The 23989-nt window shown below is 61.5% G+C and carries 24 protein-coding genes and 1 pseudogene; 17 read left to right on the top strand and 8 right to left on the bottom strand.

All coding sequences use genetic code 11. The annotated features are described in order from the left end of the window. Window positions 1-183: 183 nt before the first annotated feature. Together AC0L3N_RS02195 and AC0L3N_RS02190 are read right to left on the bottom strand one after the other, a co-directional pair. Entirely contained in the window at window positions 184-702 is a 519-nt protein-coding gene (locus AC0L3N_RS02195) for an A24 family peptidase (protein ID WP_473545225.1), read from the bottom strand. Window positions 703-855: 153 nt separating this feature from the next. Further along, window positions 856-1026 (bottom strand): Flp family type IVb pilin, encoded by a 171-nt coding sequence (locus AC0L3N_RS02190; protein WP_473526068.1) that lies wholly within the window; start codon window positions 1024-1026, stop codon window positions 856-858. Window positions 1027-1381: 355 nt separating this feature from the next. Between AC0L3N_RS02190 and AC0L3N_RS02185 the strand changes: the two genes are divergently transcribed. The 13 genes and pseudogenes from AC0L3N_RS02185 to AC0L3N_RS02125 all read left to right on the top strand — a co-directional run. After that, on the top strand, window positions 1382-1804 hold the full coding sequence (locus AC0L3N_RS02185) for a pilus assembly protein N-terminal domain-containing protein (RefSeq protein WP_192358289.1): 423 nt from the start codon (window positions 1382-1384) through the stop codon (window positions 1802-1804). Between the two features lie 151 nt (window positions 1805-1955). Continuing rightward, complete coding sequence (locus AC0L3N_RS02180; RefSeq protein WP_473545223.1) at window positions 1956-2516, top strand: TadE/TadG family type IV pilus assembly protein; 561 nt, start codon at window positions 1956-1958, stop codon at window positions 2514-2516. A 36-nt stretch (window positions 2517-2552) separates the two neighbouring features. Next, window positions 2553-3173 (top strand): TadE/TadG family type IV pilus assembly protein, encoded by a 621-nt coding sequence (locus AC0L3N_RS02175; RefSeq protein ID WP_473545221.1) that lies wholly within the window; start codon window positions 2553-2555, stop codon window positions 3171-3173. Window positions 3174-3427: 254 nt separating this feature from the next. Continuing rightward, window positions 3428-4666: a phosphopentomutase gene (locus AC0L3N_RS02170; RefSeq protein ID WP_473545219.1), complete on the top strand. Its 1239-nt coding sequence runs from the start codon at window positions 3428-3430 to the stop codon at window positions 4664-4666. Next, window positions 4659-5567, top strand: a complete 909-nt coding sequence (gene mutM, locus AC0L3N_RS02165) for a bifunctional DNA-formamidopyrimidine glycosylase/DNA-(apurinic or apyrimidinic site) lyase (RefSeq protein WP_473545217.1) — start codon at window positions 4659-4661, stop codon at window positions 5565-5567. The genes AC0L3N_RS02170 and mutM overlap by 8 nt, the downstream gene beginning before the upstream one ends. Window positions 5568-5644: 77 nt before the next feature. Beyond that, window positions 5645-6418 carry an enoyl-CoA hydratase gene (locus AC0L3N_RS02160; RefSeq protein ID WP_123146531.1) on the top strand — a complete coding sequence of 258 codons (774 nt, stop codon included), beginning with the start codon at window positions 5645-5647 and terminating at the stop codon, window positions 6416-6418. Window positions 6419-6599: 181 nt separating this feature from the next. Continuing rightward, window positions 6600-6866 (top strand): 30S ribosomal protein S20, encoded by a 267-nt coding sequence (gene rpsT / locus AC0L3N_RS02155; RefSeq protein ID WP_029356919.1) that lies wholly within the window; start codon window positions 6600-6602, stop codon window positions 6864-6866. An 844-nt stretch (window positions 6867-7710) separates the two neighbouring features. Continuing rightward, window positions 7711-9255 carry a chromosomal replication initiator protein DnaA gene (dnaA, locus tag AC0L3N_RS02150; RefSeq protein ID WP_095493587.1) on the top strand — a complete coding sequence of 515 codons (1545 nt, stop codon included), beginning with the start codon at window positions 7711-7713 and terminating at the stop codon, window positions 9253-9255. A 300-nt stretch (window positions 9256-9555) separates the two neighbouring features. Next, window positions 9556-10674 carry a DNA polymerase III subunit beta gene (dnaN, locus tag AC0L3N_RS02145; protein ID WP_473545215.1) on the top strand — a complete coding sequence of 373 codons (1119 nt, stop codon included), beginning with the start codon at window positions 9556-9558 and terminating at the stop codon, window positions 10672-10674. A 25-nt stretch (window positions 10675-10699) separates the two neighbouring features. Next, window positions 10700-11866, top strand: a complete 1167-nt coding sequence (gene recF / locus AC0L3N_RS02140) for a DNA replication/repair protein RecF (protein WP_473545213.1) — start codon at window positions 10700-10702, stop codon at window positions 11864-11866. 177 nt (window positions 11867-12043) lie between these two features. Further along, window positions 12044-12799, top strand: coding sequence for a molybdopterin-synthase adenylyltransferase MoeB (locus tag AC0L3N_RS02135; protein WP_473545211.1), 756 nt, complete (start codon window positions 12044-12046; stop codon window positions 12797-12799). 3 nt (window positions 12800-12802) lie between these two features. Beyond that, window positions 12803-13045 carry a hypothetical protein gene (locus AC0L3N_RS02130; protein ID WP_473545209.1) on the top strand — a complete coding sequence of 81 codons (243 nt, stop codon included), beginning with the start codon at window positions 12803-12805 and terminating at the stop codon, window positions 13043-13045. A gap of 101 nt (window positions 13046-13146) precedes the next feature. Beyond that, window positions 13147-13389: pseudogene (locus tag AC0L3N_RS02125) on the top strand (GNAT family N-acetyltransferase); the annotation flags it as partial. A gap of 23 nt (window positions 13390-13412) precedes the next feature. Here AC0L3N_RS02125 and AC0L3N_RS02120 read toward each other — a convergent pair. Then, a complete protein-coding gene (locus AC0L3N_RS02120; protein WP_123146526.1) occupies window positions 13413-14414 on the bottom strand; it encodes a 2-hydroxyacid dehydrogenase in 1002 nt (333 codons plus the stop codon). 157 nt (window positions 14415-14571) lie between these two features. Between AC0L3N_RS02120 and AC0L3N_RS02115 the strand changes: the two genes are divergently transcribed. Then, complete coding sequence (locus AC0L3N_RS02115) at window positions 14572-15129, top strand: SH3 domain-containing protein (RefSeq protein ID WP_473483828.1); 558 nt, start codon at window positions 14572-14574, stop codon at window positions 15127-15129. 78 nt (window positions 15130-15207) lie between these two features. Here AC0L3N_RS02115 and irrA read toward each other — a convergent pair whose 3' ends face one another. Further along, entirely contained in the window at window positions 15208-15639 is a 432-nt protein-coding gene (irrA, locus tag AC0L3N_RS02110) for an iron response transcriptional regulator IrrA (protein ID WP_473545207.1), read from the bottom strand. A 242-nt stretch (window positions 15640-15881) separates the two neighbouring features. Between irrA and fabA the strand changes: the two genes are divergently transcribed. The 3 genes from fabA to fabI all read left to right on the top strand — a co-directional run bounded on the left by fabA (window position 15882) and on the right by fabI (window position 18560). Next, complete coding sequence (gene fabA / locus AC0L3N_RS02105; protein WP_473545205.1) at window positions 15882-16400, top strand: 3-hydroxyacyl-[acyl-carrier-protein] dehydratase FabA; 519 nt, start codon at window positions 15882-15884, stop codon at window positions 16398-16400. A gap of 114 nt (window positions 16401-16514) precedes the next feature. Then, on the top strand, window positions 16515-17735 hold the full coding sequence (gene fabB / locus AC0L3N_RS02100; RefSeq protein WP_473545203.1) for a beta-ketoacyl-ACP synthase I: 1221 nt from the start codon (window positions 16515-16517) through the stop codon (window positions 17733-17735). Window positions 17736-17747: 12 nt separating this feature from the next. Continuing rightward, window positions 17748-18560: an enoyl-ACP reductase FabI gene (fabI, locus tag AC0L3N_RS02095; protein ID WP_473545201.1), complete on the top strand. Its 813-nt coding sequence runs from the start codon at window positions 17748-17750 to the stop codon at window positions 18558-18560. 108 nt (window positions 18561-18668) lie between these two features. Here the strand turns inward: fabI and AC0L3N_RS02090 are convergent, their stop codons facing one another. From AC0L3N_RS02090 to corA, 4 genes are all read right to left on the bottom strand, one after another. Beyond that, on the bottom strand, window positions 18669-19682 hold the full coding sequence (locus AC0L3N_RS02090; RefSeq protein ID WP_473545199.1) for a class I SAM-dependent methyltransferase: 1014 nt from the start codon (window positions 19680-19682) through the stop codon (window positions 18669-18671). A gap of 191 nt (window positions 19683-19873) precedes the next feature. Beyond that, window positions 19874-22021: a polyribonucleotide nucleotidyltransferase gene (gene pnp / locus AC0L3N_RS02085; RefSeq protein ID WP_473545197.1), complete on the bottom strand. Its 2148-nt coding sequence runs from the start codon at window positions 22019-22021 to the stop codon at window positions 19874-19876. Between the two features lie 407 nt (window positions 22022-22428). Further along, window positions 22429-22713, bottom strand: a complete 285-nt coding sequence (gene rpsO, locus AC0L3N_RS02080; RefSeq protein ID WP_407660271.1) for a 30S ribosomal protein S15 — start codon at window positions 22711-22713, stop codon at window positions 22429-22431. Window positions 22714-22880: 167 nt separating this feature from the next. Continuing rightward, entirely contained in the window at window positions 22881-23975 is a 1095-nt protein-coding gene (gene corA / locus AC0L3N_RS02075) for a magnesium/cobalt transporter CorA (protein WP_473545195.1), read from the bottom strand. Window positions 23976-23989 lie beyond the last annotated feature (14 nt).

The raw sequence follows: 23989 nt of genomic DNA, 5'->3' as shown, positions 1-23989 counted from the left end.
CGGACCTTGCATCGGCAATCGTCAAAACAAGGTTAATTTAATACTTACGATCGTGATTAATTTAAGGTTTACACAAATTTGAGGCATCCGGTCCGGCCCGCAAAAAGGCGGCCGAGCCGCCTGCTCAAACGCCAAATCGAAGAAGGGAAGGCTGGCCTGACGAGGGAAGGATGGTGGCGAGAATTAAGCCGCCAGCCTTGCCAGCGCCCACGCCATCAACGGCGAGTTCGGAAAGGTGAGCAGCCCGCCAATGCCAAGCGCGATGCCATAGGGAACGCCGGTCGTCTCGTCGGCGAAGTGGCGTAGAAACGGATTGTGGCTTGTGACGGCCGCAAGCGGCGATTTCCGATAGACGAGGATGGCGAGCGTCAGCAGGCCACCAATGAATGTCGAAACCACGAGATATTCGACGAGATGGATGTTCAGCCCCATCCAGACGGCGCTGGCGGCCAGCAGCTTGGCGTCGCCGCCTCCCATGCCGCCGAGCGCGAACAGCCCGAAGGTTACGGCGAGAACCAGGCCGCCGGCGGCGAAATGCCAGCCATAGGTTGCCCAGTCCATGCCCGTCAGCGGCGCGACCAGGGCGAAGACGGCCACAAGCAGCACCGGCACGCGATTGGCGATCGTCATCGACAGCATGTCGGAGATCGCGGCAAAGAGCATGCAGAACGGAAAGACGACGAAGATCAGGGCTTCAAGCATCGGCGCGGGCCTATGGTCAACTATGCCTAGCCCAGCTTAGACATGTTCGATTAACGATTGATGAGGTTGCGAGCTGAAAAACTGCCGGTACGACGAAACAGGGCCGCCAGTGAGGCGGCCCTGTTCTGGAAAACGACCGGACTTCGTGATCTGTTACGAATTGTTGATCGAAGTGGCGATCCCGTTGAACTTCGCGTTCAGCGCGTCGCCCAGCGAGCCGGCGCCGACCATGATGGCGAGCGCGATGAGAGCGGCGATCAGACCGTATTCGATAGCGGTCGCGCCGGATTCGTCCTTCACAAAACGTGCAATGAGATTAGACATTCGAGAGCTCCTACTCCAGGTGTTACAGCAATTCCGTCAACTTCTCTTGGCGGCTGATCGGATGCTGCCAATCTATGGAGAAGCTCTTTCGATCGGCTTAATAAACAGCCTTACCGATTCCTTTCCGGCTTCGATGACATGGCGTGGTTAACCGTAAACTAAGTGACGCCTAATGGACCCGACCGGCACGTCAAAGGGCGCGAAAGCCGCAATTCACCGATTGGGAAAGGGGCGATCCGCTTCAGGCGATCACGATGCCAATCCCGACATCATCACGCCTCCCCATCCGCTTAACCGTTGGTTCACCAATCTCGTTCATGTTCCGTTGAGCAGTTTGCCGCCGTGGAGCACTTCAATGACCGGGCCGAGATCGTCCTTTCCGATTGTCGCGCTTCTTGCCGCCACGGCCTTTGTCGTGCCGGCCAAGGCTGGTGCCGGCATCGAAGTCACGATGAACCAGGCGAAGATCGTCAAACTGTCGCGCGCCGCCGATACGATCGTCGTCGGCAACCCGGCGATCGCCGACGCCGCCGTGCAGGATGCTTCGACGATCGTGCTGACGGGCAAGGGCTTCGGCGTCACCAACCTCGTTGTCCTAGATCAAGAGGGCCGTCCGATCGTCGACGAGCAGATCACCGTGGTGCGACAGGACGCGTCGTCGGTGCGCATCTATCGGCGTGCCGAAATACAGACCATGTCCTGCACGCCGTATTGCGAGAGCTCGTATAAAAGCGATGCGGAGAAGGCCTCGGAAGCCGAGATGAGCGCCGGCCGGTAGCGACCTGACCGTCTCGTCTCGCTGAAATGCCGCTTCGGTTGTCGGCCCGTTAAAACCTTTCCCTCGAATTTAACGATCATCCAAACCGCACCTCAATGGGTTTGCGCTAATGCTCCCTCCGACACCCCTTCAGGATCGGCAGGCCCGGGACATGAGCAAAGCAGGACCAGCAGGCTTTTCAGCGCGCTTCCTTGGCGACCGGCGCGGCAGCACGGCTTTGGAATTCGCGATGCTTGCGGTGCCATTTGCGCTCCTCGTCTTTGCCATACTGGAGAGCTGCATTTCATTTGCCGGGCAAGAGGTGATGGCCAATATCGCCGACGATGTCGCGCGCCAGCTACGGACGGGCCAGATAAGGCAGGCCAATGTAACGGAGGCCACGCTGAAGACCATGATCTGCAGCCGGCTGGAAATCATGGTCGCCAAGGACTGCCCCGGATTGCTGGTGGATCTGCGCGAATATCCGACCTTCGCCGATGCGGCCTCCGCACGCTTCAAGATCCAAGACGGTGAGATCGTGCTGACGCAAGGCACGAGTGCGAAGACCTTCTCGGTGGCCCCGGGCTTGGCTGAATCGATAAACATGCTGCGGGTTTTTTACAAATGGCCCGTCGTGACCGATTTCATGGCCAAGTCGATGGCCAATCTGAAAGACGGCAACACGCTGCATTTCGCATCGGTGACCTGGCAGAACGAGCCGTTCGACAACTGAAAACGCACCGTCGCGTGGGTGAAAAAGGACGAGGGCATGGGGCGTGCGGAGGCACATAAGGGGATCGCTGGAATCTGTACGAAAGCCATCCGGTTCTGCTGCGATCGCCGCGGTGTCGCGGCGGTTGAGTTTGCCTTCATCGTGCCCGTCCTGCTGATCATGTACTTCATGACCATGGAAGCCTCGCAAGCCATCGAAACCAGCAAGAAGGTCAGTCGCATCGGCAGCATGGTGGCGGATCTCGTTACCCAGCAGCAGACCATCACGGCAGCCGATCTCGATGCGATCATGCAGATCGGCAACTCCACCCTTCAGCCGTACAACCGATCGACCCCGGAAATCATCATCACCGCAATCCAGGTCACGGACGAAGCGACGCCGAAGGTGGTGGTCGTTTGGTCACGCAAGATGGTCGGTGGCGCCTTCAGCGCCGCCGCCGCCAAGAACTCCATCACCACGGTTGCACCGACGCTCGAGATCAAGGGCACCTTTCTCATTCGCGTCGAAAGCAATCTCGCATACCAGCCGATCATTACCTGGTCGGCGGACAGTGAGAAACGGCTTGGATTGAGTTCGGCTTTCGACTCGATATCGATGGGCGAAACCTATTATCTCAGGCCCCGCAGAAGCCCAACGATTCCCTGCAGCACCTGCTGAAACGACCGCGCCCGATTCCGATCGCCTGCTATCGGCCGTTACCTGACGCCAGGCGCACGATGGCTGCAGCCATCGTGGCTCTGCTGGGTGCGGCCTGGTCGAACCCACTACGCGCCGAAGGGCGGGGATGACATCGGCACGGTTCGTGGCCACATCTCAACTATCGCGCCAAGCCGTCTGCTTCCGAATTGCCAATGGCGGCGCGGGCCCCTATGTCTGGGCGGACAGACAAACGATAATAATGAACCCCTGCAATGGCGCGCGCCTTTCTTTTTGTTCTCGATTCCTTCGGCATCGGCGGCGCGGCTGACGCCGGGCGCTATGGCGACGCCGGTTCCAACACGTTCGGACACATCGCCAGAGCCTGCGCGGAGGGCCGGGCGGATCGCGAGGGGCTGCGCAAAGGCCCGCTTTTGGTACCCAACATGCTCTCGCTCGGCCTGGGTCACGCGGCGAAAACAGCGACGGGATTCAGCATCGACATCGGCAGCAAGGTCCAGCTCGCCTCCGCCTTCCATGGCGCGGCGCAGGAGATTTCGAGCGGCAAGGACACGCCATCGGGCCATTGGGAAATCGCCGCCTTGCCGGTCCGCTTCGACTGGGGCTATTTCCCGGACACGGTTCCCGCCTTTCCAGCCGATCTGACCGAAGCGATCATCCGCGAAGGAGAGGTGCCGGGCATTCTCGGCAATTGCCATGCCCCGGGCACCGAGATCATCGAGCGTTTCGGCGAGAAGCATATCCGCACCGGCAAGCCGATCTGCTACACTTCGGTCGACTCCGTCCTGCAGATCGCCGCGCATGAAGTTCACTTCGGCCTGGAACGGCTCTACGAATTCTGCAAGGTGGTGCGCAGGCTGGTCGATCCGCTGAACATCGGACGGGTGATCGCGCGGCCTTTCATTGGCGAAACCGCCGCCAGCTTTGAACGGACGCACAACCGCCGGGACTATTCGGTGCCGCCGCCCGAACCGACCCTGCTCGACCGGCTGACGGCGCGCGGCAGCCGGGTCATCGCGGTCGGCAAGATCGGCGACATCTTCGCCCATCGCGGCATATCGGAAGTGCGCAAGGCCGCCGGCAACATGGCGATGTTCGACAAGGCGCTCGGCGCGATGGATGACGCGGGCGACGGCGATCTCGTCTTCGCCAATTTCGTCGATTTCGACACAGAGTTCGGCCATCGGCGCGACGTTGCCGGCTACGCCGCCGCGCTCGAGGCCTTCGACCGGCGGCTGCCGGAGGCGCTTGCACGGCTAAGGCACGGCGACCTTCTCATCCTCACGGCCGACCATGGCAACGATCCGACCTGGCAGGGCACCGATCATACACGCGAACGCATTCCGGTGATCGGCACGGGACCAGGTTTTGGCGGCGACATTGGGCTCAGAACGACCTTCGCCGACATCGGTGAAACCGTCGCCGAGCATCTTGGGCTGGCACGCGGCCGTCACGGCACCTCCTTCTATACAACGATAGGCGGCCATGCCTGAGTTGCCTGAGGTCGAAACGGTGCGGCGGGGCCTGCAGCCGGTTCTGGAAGGCGCCCGCATCGCCCGCGTCGAGGCACGCCGGCCCGACCTGCGCTTTCCGTTTCCCGAAAAATTCTTGGAGAGGCTGACCGGCAAGACGATTACGGCGCTCGGCCGCCGGGCCAAATACCTGACGATGCATCTCGAAGGCGGTCCGGTGCTGATCTGCCATCTCGGCATGTCGGGTTCGTTCCGCATTGAAACGTCCGATGACGGCGAAATGCCCGATAGCCGCAAAATGTTGGGCGCGTTTTATCTCGAGCGCTCGAAAAGTGCGGTGCACGACCATGTCGTCTTCCATATCGTCTCTCCCGAAGGCGCCCGGTCCCGCGTGACCTTCAACGATCCGCGCCGTTTCGGCTTCATGCTGTTTTCCGAAGGGGCGCCCGACACGCATCCGATGCTGGCGGGGCTGGGCGTCGAGCCGACAGGCAATGCTTTGGACGGCGAGCTGCTCGCCTCGCTGCTGAAAGGCCGGAAGTCGCCGCTGAAGGCAGCACTTCTCGATCAGCGGTTGATCGCCGGGCTCGGCAATATCTATGTGTCGGAGGCCCTGTGGCGCGCCGGTCTGTCGCCGTTGCGCGAGGCAGGCACCATCGCAAAGCCTGGAAAGAGGGCCAAACAGCAGCGCGACGCCCTTGCCGAAGCAATCCGCGCGGTGATTGCCGATGCGATCGCCGCCGGCGGATCGTCGCTGCGCGACTATGTGCAGACCGACGGGTCTTTGGGCTATTTCCAGCATTCGTTCGCGGTCTATGATCGCGAGGGCGAACCCTGCTCCAAGCACGGCTGCGGCGGCCACATAGAGCGCATCGTGCAAAGCGGGCGTTCCACCTTCTACTGCCGGACTTGTCAGTTGTGAGCTAGGTGCCGGGTGTGACCTAGATGCCGAGCTGGACGCCAGATGTAAGCCAGATGACCGAGTGAGGAGATACAGTCATGGCCCATGAAACGATTATCGTCGAAATCCGCGGCAAGGTCGGGCTGATCACGCTGAACCGGCCGAAGGCGCTCAATGCGCTGAACTCACAGGTCCTGACGGAAGTGGTCGCGGCCGTGAACGGCTTTTGCGCGAATGCCGACATCGGCGCGATGGTCATCACTGGCTCCGAAAAAGCCTTCGCGGCAGGTGCGGACATCAAGGAAATGCAGGCGATCTCCTTTGTCGACGCCTATGTGCAGGATTTCTTTGTCGGCTGGGAAGAGTTCACCCGGGCGCGCAAGCCTGTTATCGCGGCGGTGGCCGGCTATGCACTTGGCGGCGGCTGCGAACTGGCGATGATGTGCGATTTCATCATCGCCGCCGACAACGCCAAATTCGGCCAACCCGAGATCACGCTCGGCGTCATGCCGGGCATGGGCGGATCACAGCGCCTCACCCGCTTCGTCGGCAAATCGAAGGCGATGGACATGTGCCTGACCGGACGGATGATGGATGCGGCGGAAGCCGAGCGTTGCGGCCTGGTGTCACGTGTCGTGCCCGCCGTCGAGCTGCTCGAGGAGGCGTTGAAGGCGGCAGCCAAGATAGCCGATTTTTCGCTGCCGTCGGTGATGATGGCGAAAGAGGCCGTCAACCGCGCCTATGAAACGACACTGGCCGAAGGGCTGCGGTTCGAGCGCCGGCTGTTTCACTCGCTGTTTGCCCTCGATGACCAGAAGGAAGGCATGGCGGCCTTTGCCGAGAAGCGGAAGCCAAATTTCACGAACCGATAGATCGTGACGACAGCGGCCAGAAGCGAGCGACAGCAGCGGCCAAAAAGAAGGCGAAGCAGCGTTGACGCGCCGGAAAAGCTGAACTATAAGCCGCACCAACCGAGGCGGCCCTGTGGCTGCCCGTTTGTTTTTGCGCCCTGCGACATCCCGCATGCGCCCACCAGATCAGAAGAGAGGCATCATGGCCAATACCTCCTCGGCCAAAAAGGCAACGCGCAAGATCGCCCGTCGCACGGCGATTAACAAGAACCGCCGCTCGCGCGTGCGGACCTACATCCGCCAGGTCGAAGAGGCGCTCGCCTCGGGCGACAAGGCTGCCGCGCAGGCTGCTTTCAAGGTGGCGGAACCGGAATTGATGCGCGCCGCGACCAAGGGCGTGGTGCACAAGAATACGGCATCGCGCAAGGTGTCGCGCCTGGCCCAGCGACTCAAGGTGCTGTCGGCCTAATATACCTTTACTGATCTTGCCTTCTTCAAGCCCGGCCGCTCGTGCCGGGTTTTTCGTTTGCCGGCAAGTACTTAAAAAGAAATCTCCCAAACAGACACTCCGCACGATTTCAATGTTCGAAATGCTTTGCCGGCATATGCATGCCTGCTGATAGGCGCAGCCGCTGAAAGCGTTCACGGCAAAAATATCAGCTGTCAAAAATAAGCTTTATTTTTCAATAAGTTATTGACGGTCATCCACAGCTTGTTCACATCTGGCGCGAGGGACGGGGAACATTTGCCTGTCAAGAAAATTATTTCAGAAAATTTCGCGCGAGGCGGCCTTTTTCATATTCGCCGGAAAAGGGTTTGAATCACAATGGCTTTGTCAAAACATGCCAGTGCAACGCAGGCTCCGAACCCCTCTGCGCTAACCACATTCCTTAAAAATCCGTTAGTCGTGGCCTTGCCCTATCCACAGCGATTTCGTTAATGTCGGTCTATCGAGAGGGACGGGCCGTTGGCCCTTAACCCAGCCTGAATCGGCCAGCAAAAATGGCAGAATTCGTGACGTGGATCATTTCCGCGTACGGGCTTGGTTTGTCTTTTCGATACGGTAGGGGATTGGCGTAATTGTACATGGCAGATCAATAACGCGCCGGCGTTTTCGCCGGACGGAATTGTATTGCCCTGACATGACCAAAGCGGGCTGGCTCTGATGAGGCGGCGCCGGTTCCCTGACAATGAGGCGACATCATCTGCCGGCGGCGGCGATGGTGTCGCAGCAAGGACACGGTCGCCGGAAACATGGATGCAGGAGGCGCATTCCCGGCGGAAAAAGGTACAAAAGGACAAGGAACTCGATCATGCAGAGCGGCATCGAAAGGGAGCTTACGGGCGACCTCCCATTCCCTGGAACCTTAACCGAAGGGGACGATATGTCGGCTTCCATCGACGCGGAACAAAAGTTCGACCGGGTCAAGGCCCAGTTGAAGGCGCGTCTGGGAACCGAAGTCTATTCGAGCTGGTTCGGACGCATGAAGGTCGCCGAGGCGTCCCGGGGCATTGTCCGCATCTCGGTTCCCACCGCCTTCCTGCGCTCGTGGATCAACGGCCACTATCTCGACCTTATCGCCGAGTTGTGGAAACACGAGGATCCTGAAATCCTCAAGATCGAGATCGTGGTGCGCACCGCTACCCGCCCGGGGCGCAACGGCGTCGAGCCCGAAGTGGCCCCGGCGCGCAAGATGACCAGGCAAGCGCAAACGGCGCTGGCCGCGGGAACAGCAAGCCCCGGCAGGCTGGAGCGGGTACCGGCACCTCGCCCGGGAACGCCTGCAGAGACCGAGTTCCGGCACAATGTGCTCGGTTCGCCGCTAGACCCGCGCTACACGTTCGGCTCCTTCATCGAGGGACCGTCAAACCGGGTGGCCTTCGCCGCCGCCAAAGCGGTGGCGGAATCGCAGTCGAGCGCGGTGCGCTTCAATCCGCTGTTTCTTCACGCGACGGTGGGACTGGGCAAGACTCACCTGCTGCAGGCGATCGCGGCGGAATCGCTGAAGCAGAATCCGAAGTCGCGTGTAGTCTATCTCACCGCCGAATATTTCATGTGGCGGTTTGCCACCGCGATCCGCGACAACAACGCACTGACGCTGAAGGAACAGCTGCGCGACATCGATCTTCTCATCATCGACGACATGCAGTTCCTGCAAGGCAAGTCGATCCAGCATGAATTCTGCCATCTGATCAACATGCTGCTCGACAGCGCCAAGCAGGTGGTGGTCGCAGCCGACCGGCCGCCGTCGGAACTGGAATCGCTGGAGCCTCGCGTCCGCTCGCGCCTCAACGGCGGCGTCGCGCTCGAAATGTCGGCGCCGGATTTCGCCATGCGGATCGGCATGCTCAAGCTGCGCCTTGCCACCGCCAAGGCCGATGATGCGTCGCTCGACATCTCGGAGGAGATCCTCAACCATGTCGCTCGCACGGTGACCGGCAGCGGGCGCGAACTCGAAGGTGCGTTCAACCAACTCCTGTTCCGCCAGTCGTTTGAACCGCAGATCACAATCGACCGCATCGACGAGATCCTCGGCCACATCTATCGTTCGGGCGAGCCGAAGCGGGTGCGCATCGAGGACATCCAGCGCATCGTCGCGCGCCACTACAATGTGTCGAAGACCGAACTTCTGTCTAACCGTCGCACGCGCACGATCGTCAAGCCGCGGCAGGTCGCAATGTACCTGTCGAAAGTGATGACACCGCGCTCCTTGCCGGAGATCGGACGGCGTTTCGGTGGCCGCGATCACACGACGGTGCTGCATGCCGTGCGCAAGATCGAGGATCTTTCAGGCGTCGACAACACGCTGGCGCAGGAGCTCGAATTGCTGAGAAGACTCATCAACGATCAGGCCTGACCGGCCCGAAAAACAAAAGCGCGTCGCATTTTGGATGGCTGCGACGCGCTTGAAATCTTTGTTTTTTATGCATGTCGTTGCCCCACAACCGCTGCGCACTTTTGGGCGACAAGCATTGCCTTGCGGACTTCGCCAGTTTTATCCCCAGAAAGCCCGCGTAACCGGCCCGAACCGGTAGCACGGGCTTGCGCTTACGGGTTTTTTCCTGTCAGTTTGTGCAGATTCTGAGCCTGTTCAGAGCTTTCGCGGGTTGCCGCTTGCCGGAGACCCGCTCATTCATTCAAGCGAGCCTGTTTCGTCATGCGTGTTATCCTGGAACGGTCAAATCTCCTGAAGTCGCTCAACCACGTTCATCGCGTGGTCGAGCGGCGCAACACCATACCGATCCTTTCGAACGTGCTGCTGAGCGCCGAAGGCGCCACCCTCGAAATGAAGGCTACCGACCTCGATCTGGAGGTGACCGAAGCCACGCACGCCAAGGTTGAGCGCGGCGGGGCGACGACGGTTCCGGCGCATCTGCTCTACGACATCGTGCGCAAGCTCGCCGACGGCGCGGAGGTCATGCTGAAGACCGACGAGGACGGCAACGCCATGACGGTGACCTCGGGCCGCTCAAGCTTCCGTCTCCAGTGCCTGCCGCAATCCGATTTCCCGGAGCTTTCGGCCGGATCGTTCTCGCATATCTTCCGGCTCGATTCGGTCGCGCTCAAGGGCCTGATCGAGAAGACCCAATTCGCCATCTCCACCGAAGAGACGCGCTACTACCTGAACGGCATCTATCTGCACACGCATGACGCCGACGGCAAGCTGAAGCTGCGCTCGGTAGCGACCGACGGCCATCGGCTGGCGCGCGCCGAGATCGACGCGCCGGCAGGATCCGAAGGCATGCCGGGCATCATCATTCCGCGCAAGACGGTCAGCGAACTGCAGAAGCTTGTCGACGACCCGGACGTCGCCGTGACCACCGAATTGTCCGACACCAAGATCCGTTTCACCATCGGCAGTGTCGTTTTGACCTCGAAGCTGATCGACGGCACCTTCCCGGACTATCAGCGGGTCATCCCCACCGGCAACGACAAGAAGCTGATCATCGACCGCCAGAGTTTCGCCGCCGCCGTCGACCGCGTCTCGACCATTTCGTCCGAACGCGGCCGGGCGGTGAAGCTTTCGATTGGAGAAGGCCAGGTCACGCTTGCGGTCAACAATCCGGATTCGGGCAGCGCCACCGAGGAACTCGCCGCAGATTATTCGTCCGATGCGATCGAAATCGGCTTCAACGCCAGATATCTGCTCGACGTCGCCGCCCAGTTGACCGGCACTGAGGCAAAATTCATGCTGGCGGACGCCGGTTCGCCAACGCTGATCCACGACATGGCCGACGAAACCACGCTCTACGTGCTGATGCCGATGCGGGTATAGGCCGGAACGAGGCCATCTTGCTGTCATGACCGGAGTTGCGAAGCAGCCTGAGCACGATCAGCAGACTCATATAAGTAAGCTGTCACTTACGAATTTCCGCAATTACGCAACGCTGTCGATCGGCCTCGACCCCGGCGCCGTGGTTTTTTCCGGCGACAATGGCGCCGGCAAAACCAACCTGCTGGAAGCGATTTCCCTGCTGACACCGGGTCGCGGCCTGCGCCGTGCACCTTATGCCGACGTGCCGCGTGAAGGCGGCGACGGCGGCTTTGCCATCCATGCCCGGCTCGATGGGCCGGACGGACCGGTCGAGATCGGCACCGGCATTGCAGGCGGCGATGCCGCCGGCGAGAGCGGCCGGCGGGTGCGGATCAATGGCGCGGCAGTGCGCTCGGCGGAGGACATGCTGGAATGGCTGCGCGTCGTCTGGCTGACACCGGCGATGGATGCATTGTTCACCGGGCCGGCCGCAGACCGCCGGCGCTTTCTCGACCGGCAGGTCCTGGCGATCGATCCCGGCCACGGCCAGCGCGCGCTCGACTACGAAAAAGCGATGCGCGGCCGCAATCGGCTGCTCGCCGAAGGCTCGCGTGACGGCGCCTGGTTCGATGCGATCGAGACGCAAATGGCCGAAACCGGTGTGGCGATTGCCGCGGCGCGTGCCGAACTGGTGCGCCTGCTCGCCGCCATGATCGACAGGCTGCCAAGCGCCGGTCCGTTTCCGCAAGCCGACATCGGCCTGTCGGGCACCTTGGAAAGCGAAGTCGGCACCACCGCGGCTGTCGATGTCGAGGAGCGGTTCCGCCAAGCGCTTGCCGAAGGCCGCGATCGCGACCGCGCCGCCGGGCGCACGCTCGACGGCCCGCACCGTTCGGACCTCGTGGTGCGGCACCGGCCCAAGGCGATGCCGGCCGAACTCTGTTCGACCGGCGAGCAGAAGGCGCTGCTGGTCGGCATGGTCTTGTCGCATGCCCGGCTCACCGGCGAGATGTCGGGCATGACGCCGATCCTGCTGCTCGACGAGATCGCTGCCCATCTCGACAGCGGCCGGCGCGCCGCGCTGTTCTCGATCCTGGAAGAGCTGAATTGCCAGACTTTCATGACCGGGACCGACGCGGCGCTGTTTTCCAGTCTCAAGGGACGCGCGCAGTTCCTGACCGTCGATCACGGCACGGTCGGGCCAACCATTTGACTTCCTTGATATCGTCCCAAAGTAGTAGTGAATAGTAGTGAGAGCACCCGTATTTCGCTATTCACTATTCACTATTCACTATTCAACTGCTGCGCACCCCGATGGCCAAGCCGATGGCAGGCTTTGGCAACATGGATTGCGCCTGACAAGGTTTTTCTCCCGCTATATGGTCCGGCAATGATCACCACCGCGCTCACTAACGAAGAACTCGAACGCTACGCCCGCCACATCGTGCTGCCCGAGATCGGCGGCGCCGGCCAGCAGCGACTGAAGCGGGCTCGAGTCCTGGTCATCGGCGCCGGCGGCCTGGGAGCGCCGGTGCTTGAATATCTTGCCGCAGCCGGCGTCGGCACACTCGGCATCGTCGACGACGACAGCGTCTCACTGTCGAACCTGCAAAGACAGGTGATCCACGGCACCGACACACTCGGCATGGCGAAAACAGACAGTGCCAAAGCGGCCATCGCTCGCATCAATCCCAACGTCGCCGTGGAACTGCACAATCTCCGGCTGACGGCGGACAACGCCCCTGCCCTCGTCGCCCGTTATGACATCGTCGTCGACGGTTCCGACAATTTCGAAACACGTTATGCGGCGGCCGACGCCTGCGCCGCGGAAAAGCGGCCGCTGGTACATGCCGCCGTCGGCCGCTTCGACGGCTCGGTGACCGTGCTGAAACCGTTCGAGACCGGCGCGGACGGCAGGCCGAATCCAAGCTATCGCGATCTTTTTCCGGAACCGCCGCCACCCGGCCTGGTGCCATCCTGCGCTGTGGCCGGCGTACTCGGCGTGCTGACCGGTGTCGTCGGCACGCTGCAGGCTATGGAGGCGATCAAGCTGATCGCCGGCATTGGCGAGCCGCTGGTCGGCCGCCTGCTGCTTTACGATGCGTTGACAGCGCGCTTCGACACGATCCGCTACAAGAGAAACTAGACCTTGGGCAGCCTGGTTTCCGTCGAGCAGCTTCCGGCCGATTTCGACCGTTGGGACGAGGTGCTGGCGCTGATCATGCGCGCCTTCGCCGCTATGGACGGTGTCATCGCTCCGCCATCCTCGGCGCATCGGCTCACGGTCGAAAATCTCCGGGACAAGGCCCGGCAAGAGACGGGCTTTGCGGCGCTGAAGGACGGCAGGACCGTCGGCTGCGTTTTTGTTCTGGAGCGGGCCAACGATTTCTAAAGCGCGTCGCGTTTGACCGGGCCTCATGCGACGCGCTTTAGGTTGTTGTTTTATGCATGTCGTTATCGCAAAACCGCTGCACACTTTTGCGCGACATGCATTATATCGGAAAGCTCGCGGTCGAACCGGACTTTCAGGGACAGGGCATTGCCAGGCAGTTGATGCAAGCTGTCGAGGATCTCGCCCGCAACCGCAGCAAGCCTGCGATCGAGCTTCAGACGCGGATCGAACTGACCGGAAATCACGCGGCCTTTGCCCGGCTCGGCTTTCGCGAAACGGAACGGACAGCGCACAAGGGCTATGACCGTCCGACCTCGATTACCATGCGCAAGGTGATTTCGTAAGCCTACGCTAACTTAAGATGGCATCACGTCCGCAGTGGCAGTACGCGATCCGGTGGACGGTGGCCATCGAAGAAGGCGCGGATGTTGATGATCACCTTCTCGCCCATGTCGATCCGGCCCTCGAGCGTCGCCGACCCCATGTGCGGCAACAACACGACCTTGCCCTTGGCGGCGAGCTTCAGCAATTTGCTGTTCAGCGCCGGCTCATGCTCGTAGACATCGAGGCCGGCGCCGGCGATCTTGCCATCCTGGATCAGCTTGACCAGAGAGTCCTCGTCGATTATGTCGCCGCGCGCTGTGTTGACGATGTAAGCGGACGGTTGCAGAAGCGCCAGCCGCCGCGCCGAAAGCAGGTGGAAGGTCGCCGGCGTCGACGGACAATTGACCGATATGATGTCCATGCGGGCAAGCATCTGGTCGAGGCTCTCCCAGTAGGTCGCCTCCAGCTCGTCCTCGACTGCCGGCAGCACGCGATGGCGGTTGTGATAGTGGATCGACAGGCCAAAGGCCTTGGCCCGTCGGGCGACAGCGGTGCCGATGCGGCCCATGCCGACAATGCCGAGGCGTTTGCCCCAGATACGCCGGCCGAGCATCCAGGTCGGCGACCAGCCGGCCCATTTCTTGTCGCCGGTCAGCACATTGGCGCCTTCCGCCAGCCGCCGCGGCACCGCCAGCATCAGCGCCATGGTCATGTCGGCCGTATCTTCGGTCAGCACGTTCGGCGTGTTGGTGACGGTAATGCCCTTCTTCGCTGCTGCTGACACGTCGATCTTGTCGACGCCGTTACCGAAATTGGCGATCAGCTTGAGGTTGTCGCCAGCCTGAGCGATCAGCGCCGCGTCGATTTGATCGGTTATGGTCGGCACCAGCACGTCGGCTTCCTTGACCGCCGCGACCAGTTCCGGCTGCGTCATCGGCCTGTCTTCGACATTCAGCCGGGCGTCGAACAGCTCACGCATGCGGGTCTCGACCGGGTCGGGGAGCTTGCGCGTGATGACGACGAGGGGCCTTTTTCTGCCTACCATTGTTTCCTCGAACCCGACCTCGTTGAGACCTCTTTAACCAAGACAGGCGAAACTGCAGGCCGGTCGCGGTGCCAGTTCTTCATGTAACAAGAGGTTCCGCCGAAGACAAAGAAAAAGGGGCGCCAAGGCCGATGAGCCGGCGCCGAAAGGAATGAAAGTGTCTGGTTTCGCGTCGCTCCGCCTGGCCCTCAGCGCAGCATTTCTCGGCGCTCTCCTTCATTCCTCGCATGTGGCGGCACAGAATGCGGCAGCACCCGCCCAGAGCACAACGCTCGGCCCGAGCGGCCTGCCGCTGCCGCGTTTCGTCAGCCTGAAAGCGGGCCGCGTCAACTCCCGCGTCGGACCAGGCGTCAACTATTCCGTCGACTGGATGTATATGAAGCCCGGCCTGCCGATGGAGATTATCCAGGAATTCGACACCTGGCGTCGTGTGCGCGATGCCGACGGCTCGGAAGGCTGGATCAACCAGTCGCTGCTTTCAGGCCGCCGTACGGCGATCGTGGCTCCCTGGCAGCGGGGCAAAGATGCCCGAGTCAATCTTCTCGGTGACCCGGAAAAGGATGCCAGCATCGTCGCGATCATCGAGCCGGGCGCCATGGGCACGATCAAGTCCTGTGACGGGCAGTGGTGCGAGATGACCTTCAACGGCCACACTGGCTGGCTCGCCCAGTCGCTTGTCTGGGGCGCTTATCCGGGCGAACGGGTCAAGAACTGACTTCTTCTTGTCGGTCGGGATCATGGTCTAGAGGCCGATACTGGCGAGACGGTATCTCGCGGCCTTATGAAGAGCGGATCAACCGGAGCGTTTGGGGCGCAGCCTCACCACGATGTCGACATTGGCGATCTCCATGCCTTCCGGCGCCTCCGGCAGGTTGGAAACCGTGACAGGACCACTGGCGATATCGAAGATCCTGTTTTCGCCTTCAATGTAGAAATGATGGTGATCGGAGGTGTTGGTGTCGAAGTAGGTCTTCGACCCCTCGACGGCCAGGATGCGCAGAAGGCCCGCCCGGGTGAATTGATGAAGAGCGTTGTAGACGGTGGCAAGCGAAACCGGCACGCCGGCGGTGATCGCCTCCTCGTGCAGTTCCTCGGCCGACAGATGGCGGTCGCCTTTGGCAAAAAGCAGATCGGCCAGCGCAATGCGCTGACGCGTCGGCCTCAGGCCAGCTTCGCGAACCCGCTTGTCCACAGAGACATTTTCCTTCCGGCAGCCCAGATCCATCTATCCGTCCAAGCTCAAAGTTTCGCCTCAAGATATGCCCAGAATGGCAAAAAACGAATATTGACCGAAACTGGACACCCCCCGACATATATTCTGTCGCCCGAATACGATCAATAGCGCGCATTGACCCAGGCAGACGGGCGGGTTAAGCGCAAACGCCGGTTTCCGGCCTGAAATAGATTGTGTTAGGAAAAACGACAAGGGCGCGCTACCGCCCGGACGATTATTGGGGACGGAGATTGATGGCGGTTTCGAAATCCAGCTACGATTACGAGGAACTGCTTGCCTGCGCCCGCGGCGAGCTGTTCGGACCTGGGAACGCCCAGCTCCCCTATCCGCCGATGCTGATGTTCGATCGCATCACCAAAATCAGCGAGACGGGCGGTGCCTTCGACAAGGGCTTCATCCGCGCCGAATTCGACATCAAGCCGGACCTGTGGTTTTTCGCCTGCCATTTCATCGGCAATCCGATCATGCCGGGGTGCCTGGGCCTCGACGCCATGTGGCAACTGACGGGCTTCTATCTCGGCTGGCTCGGCGAACCGGGCAAGGGCATGGCGCTCTCGACCGGCGAAGTGAAATTCAAAGGCATGGTGACGCCGTCGGTCAAGAAGGTAGAATATGGCGTGGACTTCAAGCGCGTGATGCGCGGCCGGCTGGTGCTTGGTATCGCCGATGGCTGGCTGAAGGCGGATGGCGAACCCATATACGCAGCAACGGATCTCAAGGTGGGTCTGTCCAAGCAATCGACCGCCGCCTGACCGGCGCCTTCACAGCGCCGCGAGTCCGCGGGACGCGCAAGGAAGCTGTAGAACTTAATTTGCGCATGATCCTTGTCCGACAGGTTCGGGTTCATGCGCTGGAAGGAGTTGCGAATGAGACGGGTCGTAGTGACAGGCCTCGGCATCGTGTCGTCGATCGGCAACAATGCCAACGAGGTGCAGGCCTCGCTCCACGATGCCAGATCCGGCATCAGCTTCTCCGATTCCTTCGCCGAACACGGCTTCCGCTGCCAGGTCTGGGGGGCGCCGACGCTCGACCCTTCCGCGCTGATCGATCGTCGCGCCATGCGCTTCCTGTCACAAGGTGCGGCCTGGAACCATGTCGCCATGGACCAGGCTATCGTGGACGCTGGACTTGGCGAGAGCGATATCACCAATGAGCGCACAGGTATCGTCATGGGATCGGGCGGACCATCGACCCGAACCATCGTCGAAGCCGCCGAAACCACGCTCAAGAACGGCAGCCCCAAACGCATCGGTCCGTTTGCGGTGCCGAAGGCGATGTCGTCGACCGCTTCGGCGACGCTCGCAACCTGGTTCAAGATCCACGGCGTCAACTATTCGATCTCTTCGGCCTGCTCGACCTCGGCGCATTGCATCGGCAATGGCTACGAACTGATCCAGTGGGGCAAGCAGGACATGGTCTTCGCCGGCGGACATGAGGATCTCGACTGGACGATGTCGGACCTGTTCGACGCTATGGGCGCCATGTCCTCCAAGTTCAACGACCGGGCATCGGCCGCCTCGCGCGCCTATGACGTCGATCGTGACGGCTTCGTCATTGCCGGCGGCGCCGGCGTGCTGGTGCTGGAAGAGCTCGAGCACGCCAAGGCGCGCGGCGCAAAGATCTACGCCGAGGTCGTCGGCTATGGCGCGACCTCCGACGGCTACGACATGGTGGCGCCCTCGGGCGAAGGCGCGGTGCGCTGCATGCGGCAGGCGCTGGCGACCGTTTCTTCGCCGGTCGACTACATCAACACGCACGGCACCTCGACGCCGGTCGGCGACTCCAGGGAAATGGGCGCAATCCGCGAGGTGTTCGGCGACAAGATGCCTTTCATCACCTCGACGAAATCACTGACCGGCCATTCGCTGGGTGCGGCCGGCGTGCAGGAATCGATCTACTCGATCCTGATGATGCAAGGCGGCTTCATCGGCGAGAGCGCCCACATCGAGCAGCTCGATCCGGAATTCGAGGGCATGCCCATCGTGCGAGAGCGCATCGACGATGCCAGGATCGACACCGTTTTGTCCAACTCGTTCGGTTTCGGCGGCACCAACGCAACGCTGATTTTCCAGCGCTATTCCGCATAAGGATTGCCGACCATGGACGGATTGATGAAAGGCAAGCGCGGGCTTGTCATGGGTGTCGCCAACGACCATTCGATCGCCTGGGGCATCGCCCGGAAACTGTCCGAACATGGGGCAGAACTCGCCTTCACCTATCAGGGCGAAGCCTTCGGGCGCCGGGTCAAGCCGCTCGCCGACAAGCTCGGCTCCTCGCTGGTCGTCCCTTGCGACGTCGAGGACAGCGCATCGGTTGCCGCTACCTTCGAGACCTTAGGCGAGGCCTGGGGCGGGCTGGACTTCGTCGTCCACGCCATCGGCTTTTCCGACAAGAACGAGCTGAAGGGCCTTTACGCCGACACCAGCCGCGACAATTTCGTCCGCACCATGGTCATCTCCTGCTACTCCTTCACCGAGGTCGCCCGTCATGCCGCCGCGCTGATGAAGGGCAGCGGCTCGATGATCACGCTGACCTATGCCGGTTCCGTCCGTGTCATGCCGAACTACAACGTCATGGGCGTCGCCAAGGCCGGTCTGGAAGCCAGCGTCCGCTATCTCGCCAACGACTACGGCCCGCGCGGCATCAGGGTGAACGGCATATCCGCGGGACCGGTGCGGACATTGGCGGGTGCCGGGATTTCCGATGCACGCCACATGTTTTCCTACCAGCAGCGCAACTCGCCGCTTCGCCGTACAGTGACCATCGACGAAGTCGGTGGTTCCGCGCTCTACCTCCTGTCCGACCTGTCGTCAGGCGTCACCGGCGAAATCCACTATGTCGATTCCGGCTACCACATCGTCTCGATGCCGACGCTCGACGAGCTGAAGCGGACCGACAACGTACGAGATTAATTCGGCCCGTAAAAAATGCGACGGCCTTGCCGGCAAGCAGACTGGAACGATGGTCGAAGAGCGCGGCCATAGATACGGCGCCTTGCCGATCTGCACTGAACTCCGCGTTCAGCGGCGCGCCGCGAGAACCTTGAACATCCCGTCGCGGGCGATCTCGGCATGGCTGGAGAAGGCGGCCGCCAGCACCGGCTCGTAGGGAAGCTGACGGTTCGCCACCATGAACAGCCGCCCACCCGGCTTCAGCGCCTTTGCCGCGGCGCGGATCATGCCGGCACCGATCTCCGGCTCGGCCGCCCGGCTGCGATGGAAGGGCGGGTTCATGACGATGGCGTCATAGCGCCGCTCGACCGGCTCGCTCAAAAGATCGATCCAGAAGAAACCTGGTTCCGCCGCTGTATTGCCGATATTGCCTTTCGCCGCCTCCAGCGTATCGAACTCGGCTTCGTAGAGATCGAGCGCCGATATGCCAGGTGAGCGGGCGGCGACCTCGGCCGCCACATAGCCCCAGCCGGCACAGAAATCGGCAACGCTGCCACGCAGGTCGCCGGGCAGATTGTCGACCAGCAATTTCGAACCTGTATCGATCTTGTCGAAAGAGAACATGCCTGGCGCGGTGCGGAAACGGCCCTCGAGCAGAAGGGTTGGATTGGCGGCGCGAAGCGCTGCCGCGACCGCAGCATCGGCAGATCGATGGAACCAGAAGGCGATGCCGTGATGTTTCGGTAAATGGCCGTCGAGCGGCACAAGCTCGCCGATGCGCTTGCGCAGGCTGGCAATGCCATCGTCCTTGGCACCGGCGACGATAATCGATCGGCCCGGCCTCACACGCTCAATCGCCTCAGCGATGCGCAATTCGTTTCGCCCGCGATGACGGCCGGCAAGCACCAATGCCGCATCGAAACCTTCGCCTTCCAGCCGCGGCGTGACCGTGAAGCCCGACCCCTGCAGCGCGCGAAAATGCGGGCGGAAGCCTTGCACCAGATGCAGTGCCGCATCGAAGCCTGCGGGCAGGCGGAAACCCGGTTCAGCGCCGAGAAAGAGGACACGCTCGCCCTTACGCGGCAGGGAGACAGCCTCGGCCTCGAACGGATGGAACAGTGTCTTCAGCGGCTCGGCGGACATTCTTCGATCTCGAAATGCAGCTGGCTTGCCTAGAAAATGAAAACGGGCGCGACCTGTCGGCGCGCCCGTTTCGATTGTATCGCTTCGCATCGGCCCGAATCGAAATCGATTTCGGAAAGCACGATGCGAACATTCAAAGCCTTAGAGCGTACTATGTGCGTCCATTTTGGACGCACGTCGCTCTAAATCGCTCAGGCGGCGTCTTCTTCGCCTTCGGCCTTCTTGTCGCGGGCGATTTCCTTGCCCGTGGCCTGGTCGACGACCTTCATCGACAGGCGGACCTTGCCGCGTTCGTCGAAGCCCATCAGCTTGACCCAGACCTTGTCGCCTTCCTTGACGACGTCGGAGGTCTTGGCGACGCGATCGGTAGCGAGCTGCGAGATGTGGACGAGGCCGTCACGCGGACCGAAGAAGTTGACGAAAGCGCCGAAGTCGGCGGTCTTGACGACCGTGCCCTCGTAGATTTCGCCGACTTCCGGCTCGGCGACGATGGTGTGGATCCACTTCTTCGCCGCCTCGATCTCCTTGGCATTGGACGAAGCGATCTTGACCGTGCCGTCGTCCTCGATGTTGATCTTGGCGCCGGTCTTTTCGACGATCTCGCGGATGACCTTGCCGCCCGAGCCGATCACGTCGCGGATCTTGTCGGTCGGGATGTGCATGACCTCGATGCGCGGCGCGAATTCGCCGAGTTCGGCACGCGCGCCGGACAGCGCATGGCCCATTTCGCCGAGGATATGCTGGCGGCCGTCCTTGGCCTGGTCCAGCGCGATCTTCATGATCTCCTCGGTGATGCCCTCGATCTTGATGTCCATCTGCAGTGAGGTGATGCCGTTGGCGGTGCCGGCAACCTTGAAGTCCATGTCGCCGAGATGATCCTCGTCGCCGAGAATGTCGGAGAGCACCGCGAAGCGCTCGCCTTCCTTGATGAGACCCATGGCAATGCCGGCGACCGGCTTGGCCAGCGGAACACCGGCATCCATCAACGCCAGCGAGGTGCCGCAGACGGTGGCCATCGACGACGAACCGTTGGACTCGGTGATCTCCGAGACGACGCGCAGCGTGTAGGGGAACTGGTCTGATGTCGGCAGCATCGGGCGAATCGCGCGCCAGGCCAGCTTGCCGTGACCGATTTCGCGGCGGCCGGGCGAACCCATGCGACCGGTTTCGCCGACCGAATAGGGAGGGAAGTTGTAGTGAAGGAGGAACTTCTCCTTGTACATGCCGGTCAGCGAATCGACATACTGCTCGTCCTCGCCGGTGCCGAGCGTGGCGACGACCAGCGCCTGGGTCTCGCCGCGGGTGAACAGCGCCGAGCCGTGGGTACGCGGCAGGACGCCGACTTCGGAGACGATCTTGCGGACCGTCTTCAGATCGCGGCCGTCGATGCGCGAACCGGTGTCGAGGATGTTCCAGCGCACGACCTTGGCCTGGAGCTCCTTGAACACGGTGCCGATCTGTTCGGACGTGTATTTTGCTTCCTCGCCTTCGGCGGGTGCGAACGCAGCCTTGACCTTCGCCTTTACGGCGTCGACGGCGGCATAGCGCTTCTGCTTGTCGGTGATCTTGTAGGCATCGCGAAGCTCGCCTTCGACGATCTTCAGCATCTCCGCTTCAAGCGCCGAATAGTCCGGCGCGGTGAAATCGCGCGGATCCTTGGCGGCGACCTCGGCCAGCTTGATGATCGCGTCGATCACCGGCTGGAAGCCGCGATGGCCGAACATGACGGCGCCGAGCATCAGGTCCTCGCCGAGTTCCTTGGCTTCGGACTCGACCATCAGCACGGCGTCGGAGGTGCCGGCGACGATCAGGTCAAGCTTGGATTCCTGCATCTCGTCGACATGCGGATTGAGCACATATTCGCCGTTGATGTAGCCGACGCGGGCGCCGCCGATCGGGCCCATGAAAGGGGCGCCGGACAGCGTCAAGGCCGCCGAGGTGGCGACGATCGACAGGATATCCGGGTCGTTTTCGAGATCATGCTGGACGACGGTGACAACGATCTGCGTGTCGTTCTTGTAGCCGTCAGCGAAGAGCGGGCGGATCGGCCGGTCGATAAGGCGGGAAACCAGCGTTTCCTTTTCGCTCGGACGACCTTCGCGCTTGAAATAGCCGCCCGGGATCTTGCCGGCGGCATAGGTCTTTTCCTGATAGTTGACGGTCAGCGGGAAGAAATCGAGGCCGGGCTTCGGTTCCTTCATCGAAACGACGGTGGCGAGAACCTTGGTTTCGCCGTAGGTGGCGAGCACCGCGCCGTCAGCCTGGCGCGCAATCTTGCCGGTTTCGAGGATGAGCGGGCGGCCGCCCCATTCGATTTCCACTTTGTGGTGATTGAACATGTCTTGTCCTTCATATGCGGAAAGAGCCGCGCCATTTCACCGTGCGCGAGTGCCCCTTTCCCTTGGCTTCGTTTCTCGGGCAGCCACGGGCAAGACAACGGGAAGCTCGGGTCAATCCGGCGCGGTGCCGGGCGAGCGTCCTGCAATCCTGCCCCATGACCGTCCACGGGCGGTTTCGAATGGCCCTGTGCTATCTCGAAACCGGGTCTGGCCAATCGATCCGACTGGCCTTGCGCATGACCCCGAAAACCGCGGCTCTCGGAAAATGCCTTGCGCAAATTCAAAGTTTCAGAGCGCCCTTTGTGCGCGTCCAAATCGATGCGCGGCGCTCTACTTCCTTCATTAGAGCAATGGACTGCTCCAATGCGCGACCGGCGGGCTCTCGAAAGAACCCGCCGGTCAATTCGTCAACGGCGCAGACCGAGCTTCTCGATCAGCGTCTGATAGCGCGCGTCATCCTTGCGCTTGAGATAATCAAGCAGGCTGCGGCGCTGGGAGACGAGAGCGAGCAGACCACGGCGGGAATGGTTATCCTTCTTGTGGTCCTTGAAATGGTCGGTCAGGTTCTTGATGCGCTCGGAAAGGATGGCCACCTGGACTTCCGGGGACCCGGTATCGCCCTTGGCGGTTGCGAATTCACCCATCAATTCCTTCTTGCGCTCGGCAGTAATCGACATCGTGTTTTTCCTTATCTGTTTGAGGAAACGGGACGCCCTCGGCCGGGATGTCGTCCAGCAGGGGCCGGTACAGGCAACGTGTCATTGCACGATGCTGCGGCGCATATAGTGCAATTCAGGCAAAAACACCAGCCCAATTCACAAGCCGGCTTTTTGCTGCACAAACGAAGATTTGTCCTCGGCTAAAGCCACTTCTTCCATCTGAAGAAAGCGATAAGCCCGAGCGCGACAACGGCCATGAACACGAGCGCCGCCGGATATCCGTATTGGGCCTTCAGCTCCGGCATGTTCCATGGCGAGGTCTCGGGATCGAAGTTCATGCCCCAAACGCCAGCGAGAAAGGTGAGCGGGATGAAGATCACCGAGACGATCGTCAGATAGCTGATGACATCGCTGGTGTGCGCCTGGCTCAGCGACAGATGCATCTCGATCAGACCGGTCAGCATGTCGCGCTGGGTTTCGACCAGTTCGATGAGCCGAAGCGAGTGATCGAGCGTGTCGTTGAGGAAGATCCTGGTCTCGGGCTTCACATAGGGCACGTCGTTGCGGATCAGCGTCGCCAGCGCATCGCGCATCGGCCAAAGCACCCCCTTCAGCACATTGGCGTCGCGCCGCAACTCGTGAAGCCGCCGCATCTGGTGCTTGTCCGCCGCGCGCAGCATCTGATCCTCGATGCTGTCGACCAATTCGCCGGCAGTCTCGATCGGCGGGAAATAGCTGTCGACAATGGCGTCGATCAGCGCATAGGCGAGATAGTCAGCGCCGCGTGCGCGCAGCCGGTTGGGCATCGAGCTTGCGATGCGCTTGCGCACGGGATCGAACGGATCGCCTTCGCGCTCCTGGAAGGTGACGACGAAGTTCCTGCCGAAGAAGACCGCGATCTGCTCGTAACGATGCGCGGTGACGTCGTCGATCATCCTGACGACGACGAAGGCATGGTCCTCGAAGAAATCCACCTTCGGCCGCTGGCCGGTGTTGACGACGTCTTCCAGCGCCAGCGGATGCAGGCTGAAAATCCGGCCGATCTCCTCGATCAGCGGGATGTTGGCGAGACCGGTACAATCGAGCCAAATGACCGGCCATGTGTCGCAATGAGCGTTGACGTCGTCGATGCTGGCATTTTCGATTGTCTCGAATTTGTCGGGCGACATCAGCGTCAGTCGCAGTTCACTGCGCCGCGCCGCCGGGTCGGCGATCAGCGTGCCCGGTGATGCGCCGACCGGCGGCCGCCGCGCTGTCACCGGCGCCCGCTTCTTGATCGTCTCGGCCTTTGCCATGTGCCCCTCGGATG

It is taken from the genome of Mesorhizobium sp. WSM4807 (genome assembly GCF_055811615.1).
The sequence above is the reverse complement of the archived record's forward strand: the minus strand, read 5'-3'. Positions and strand labels throughout refer to the sequence as shown.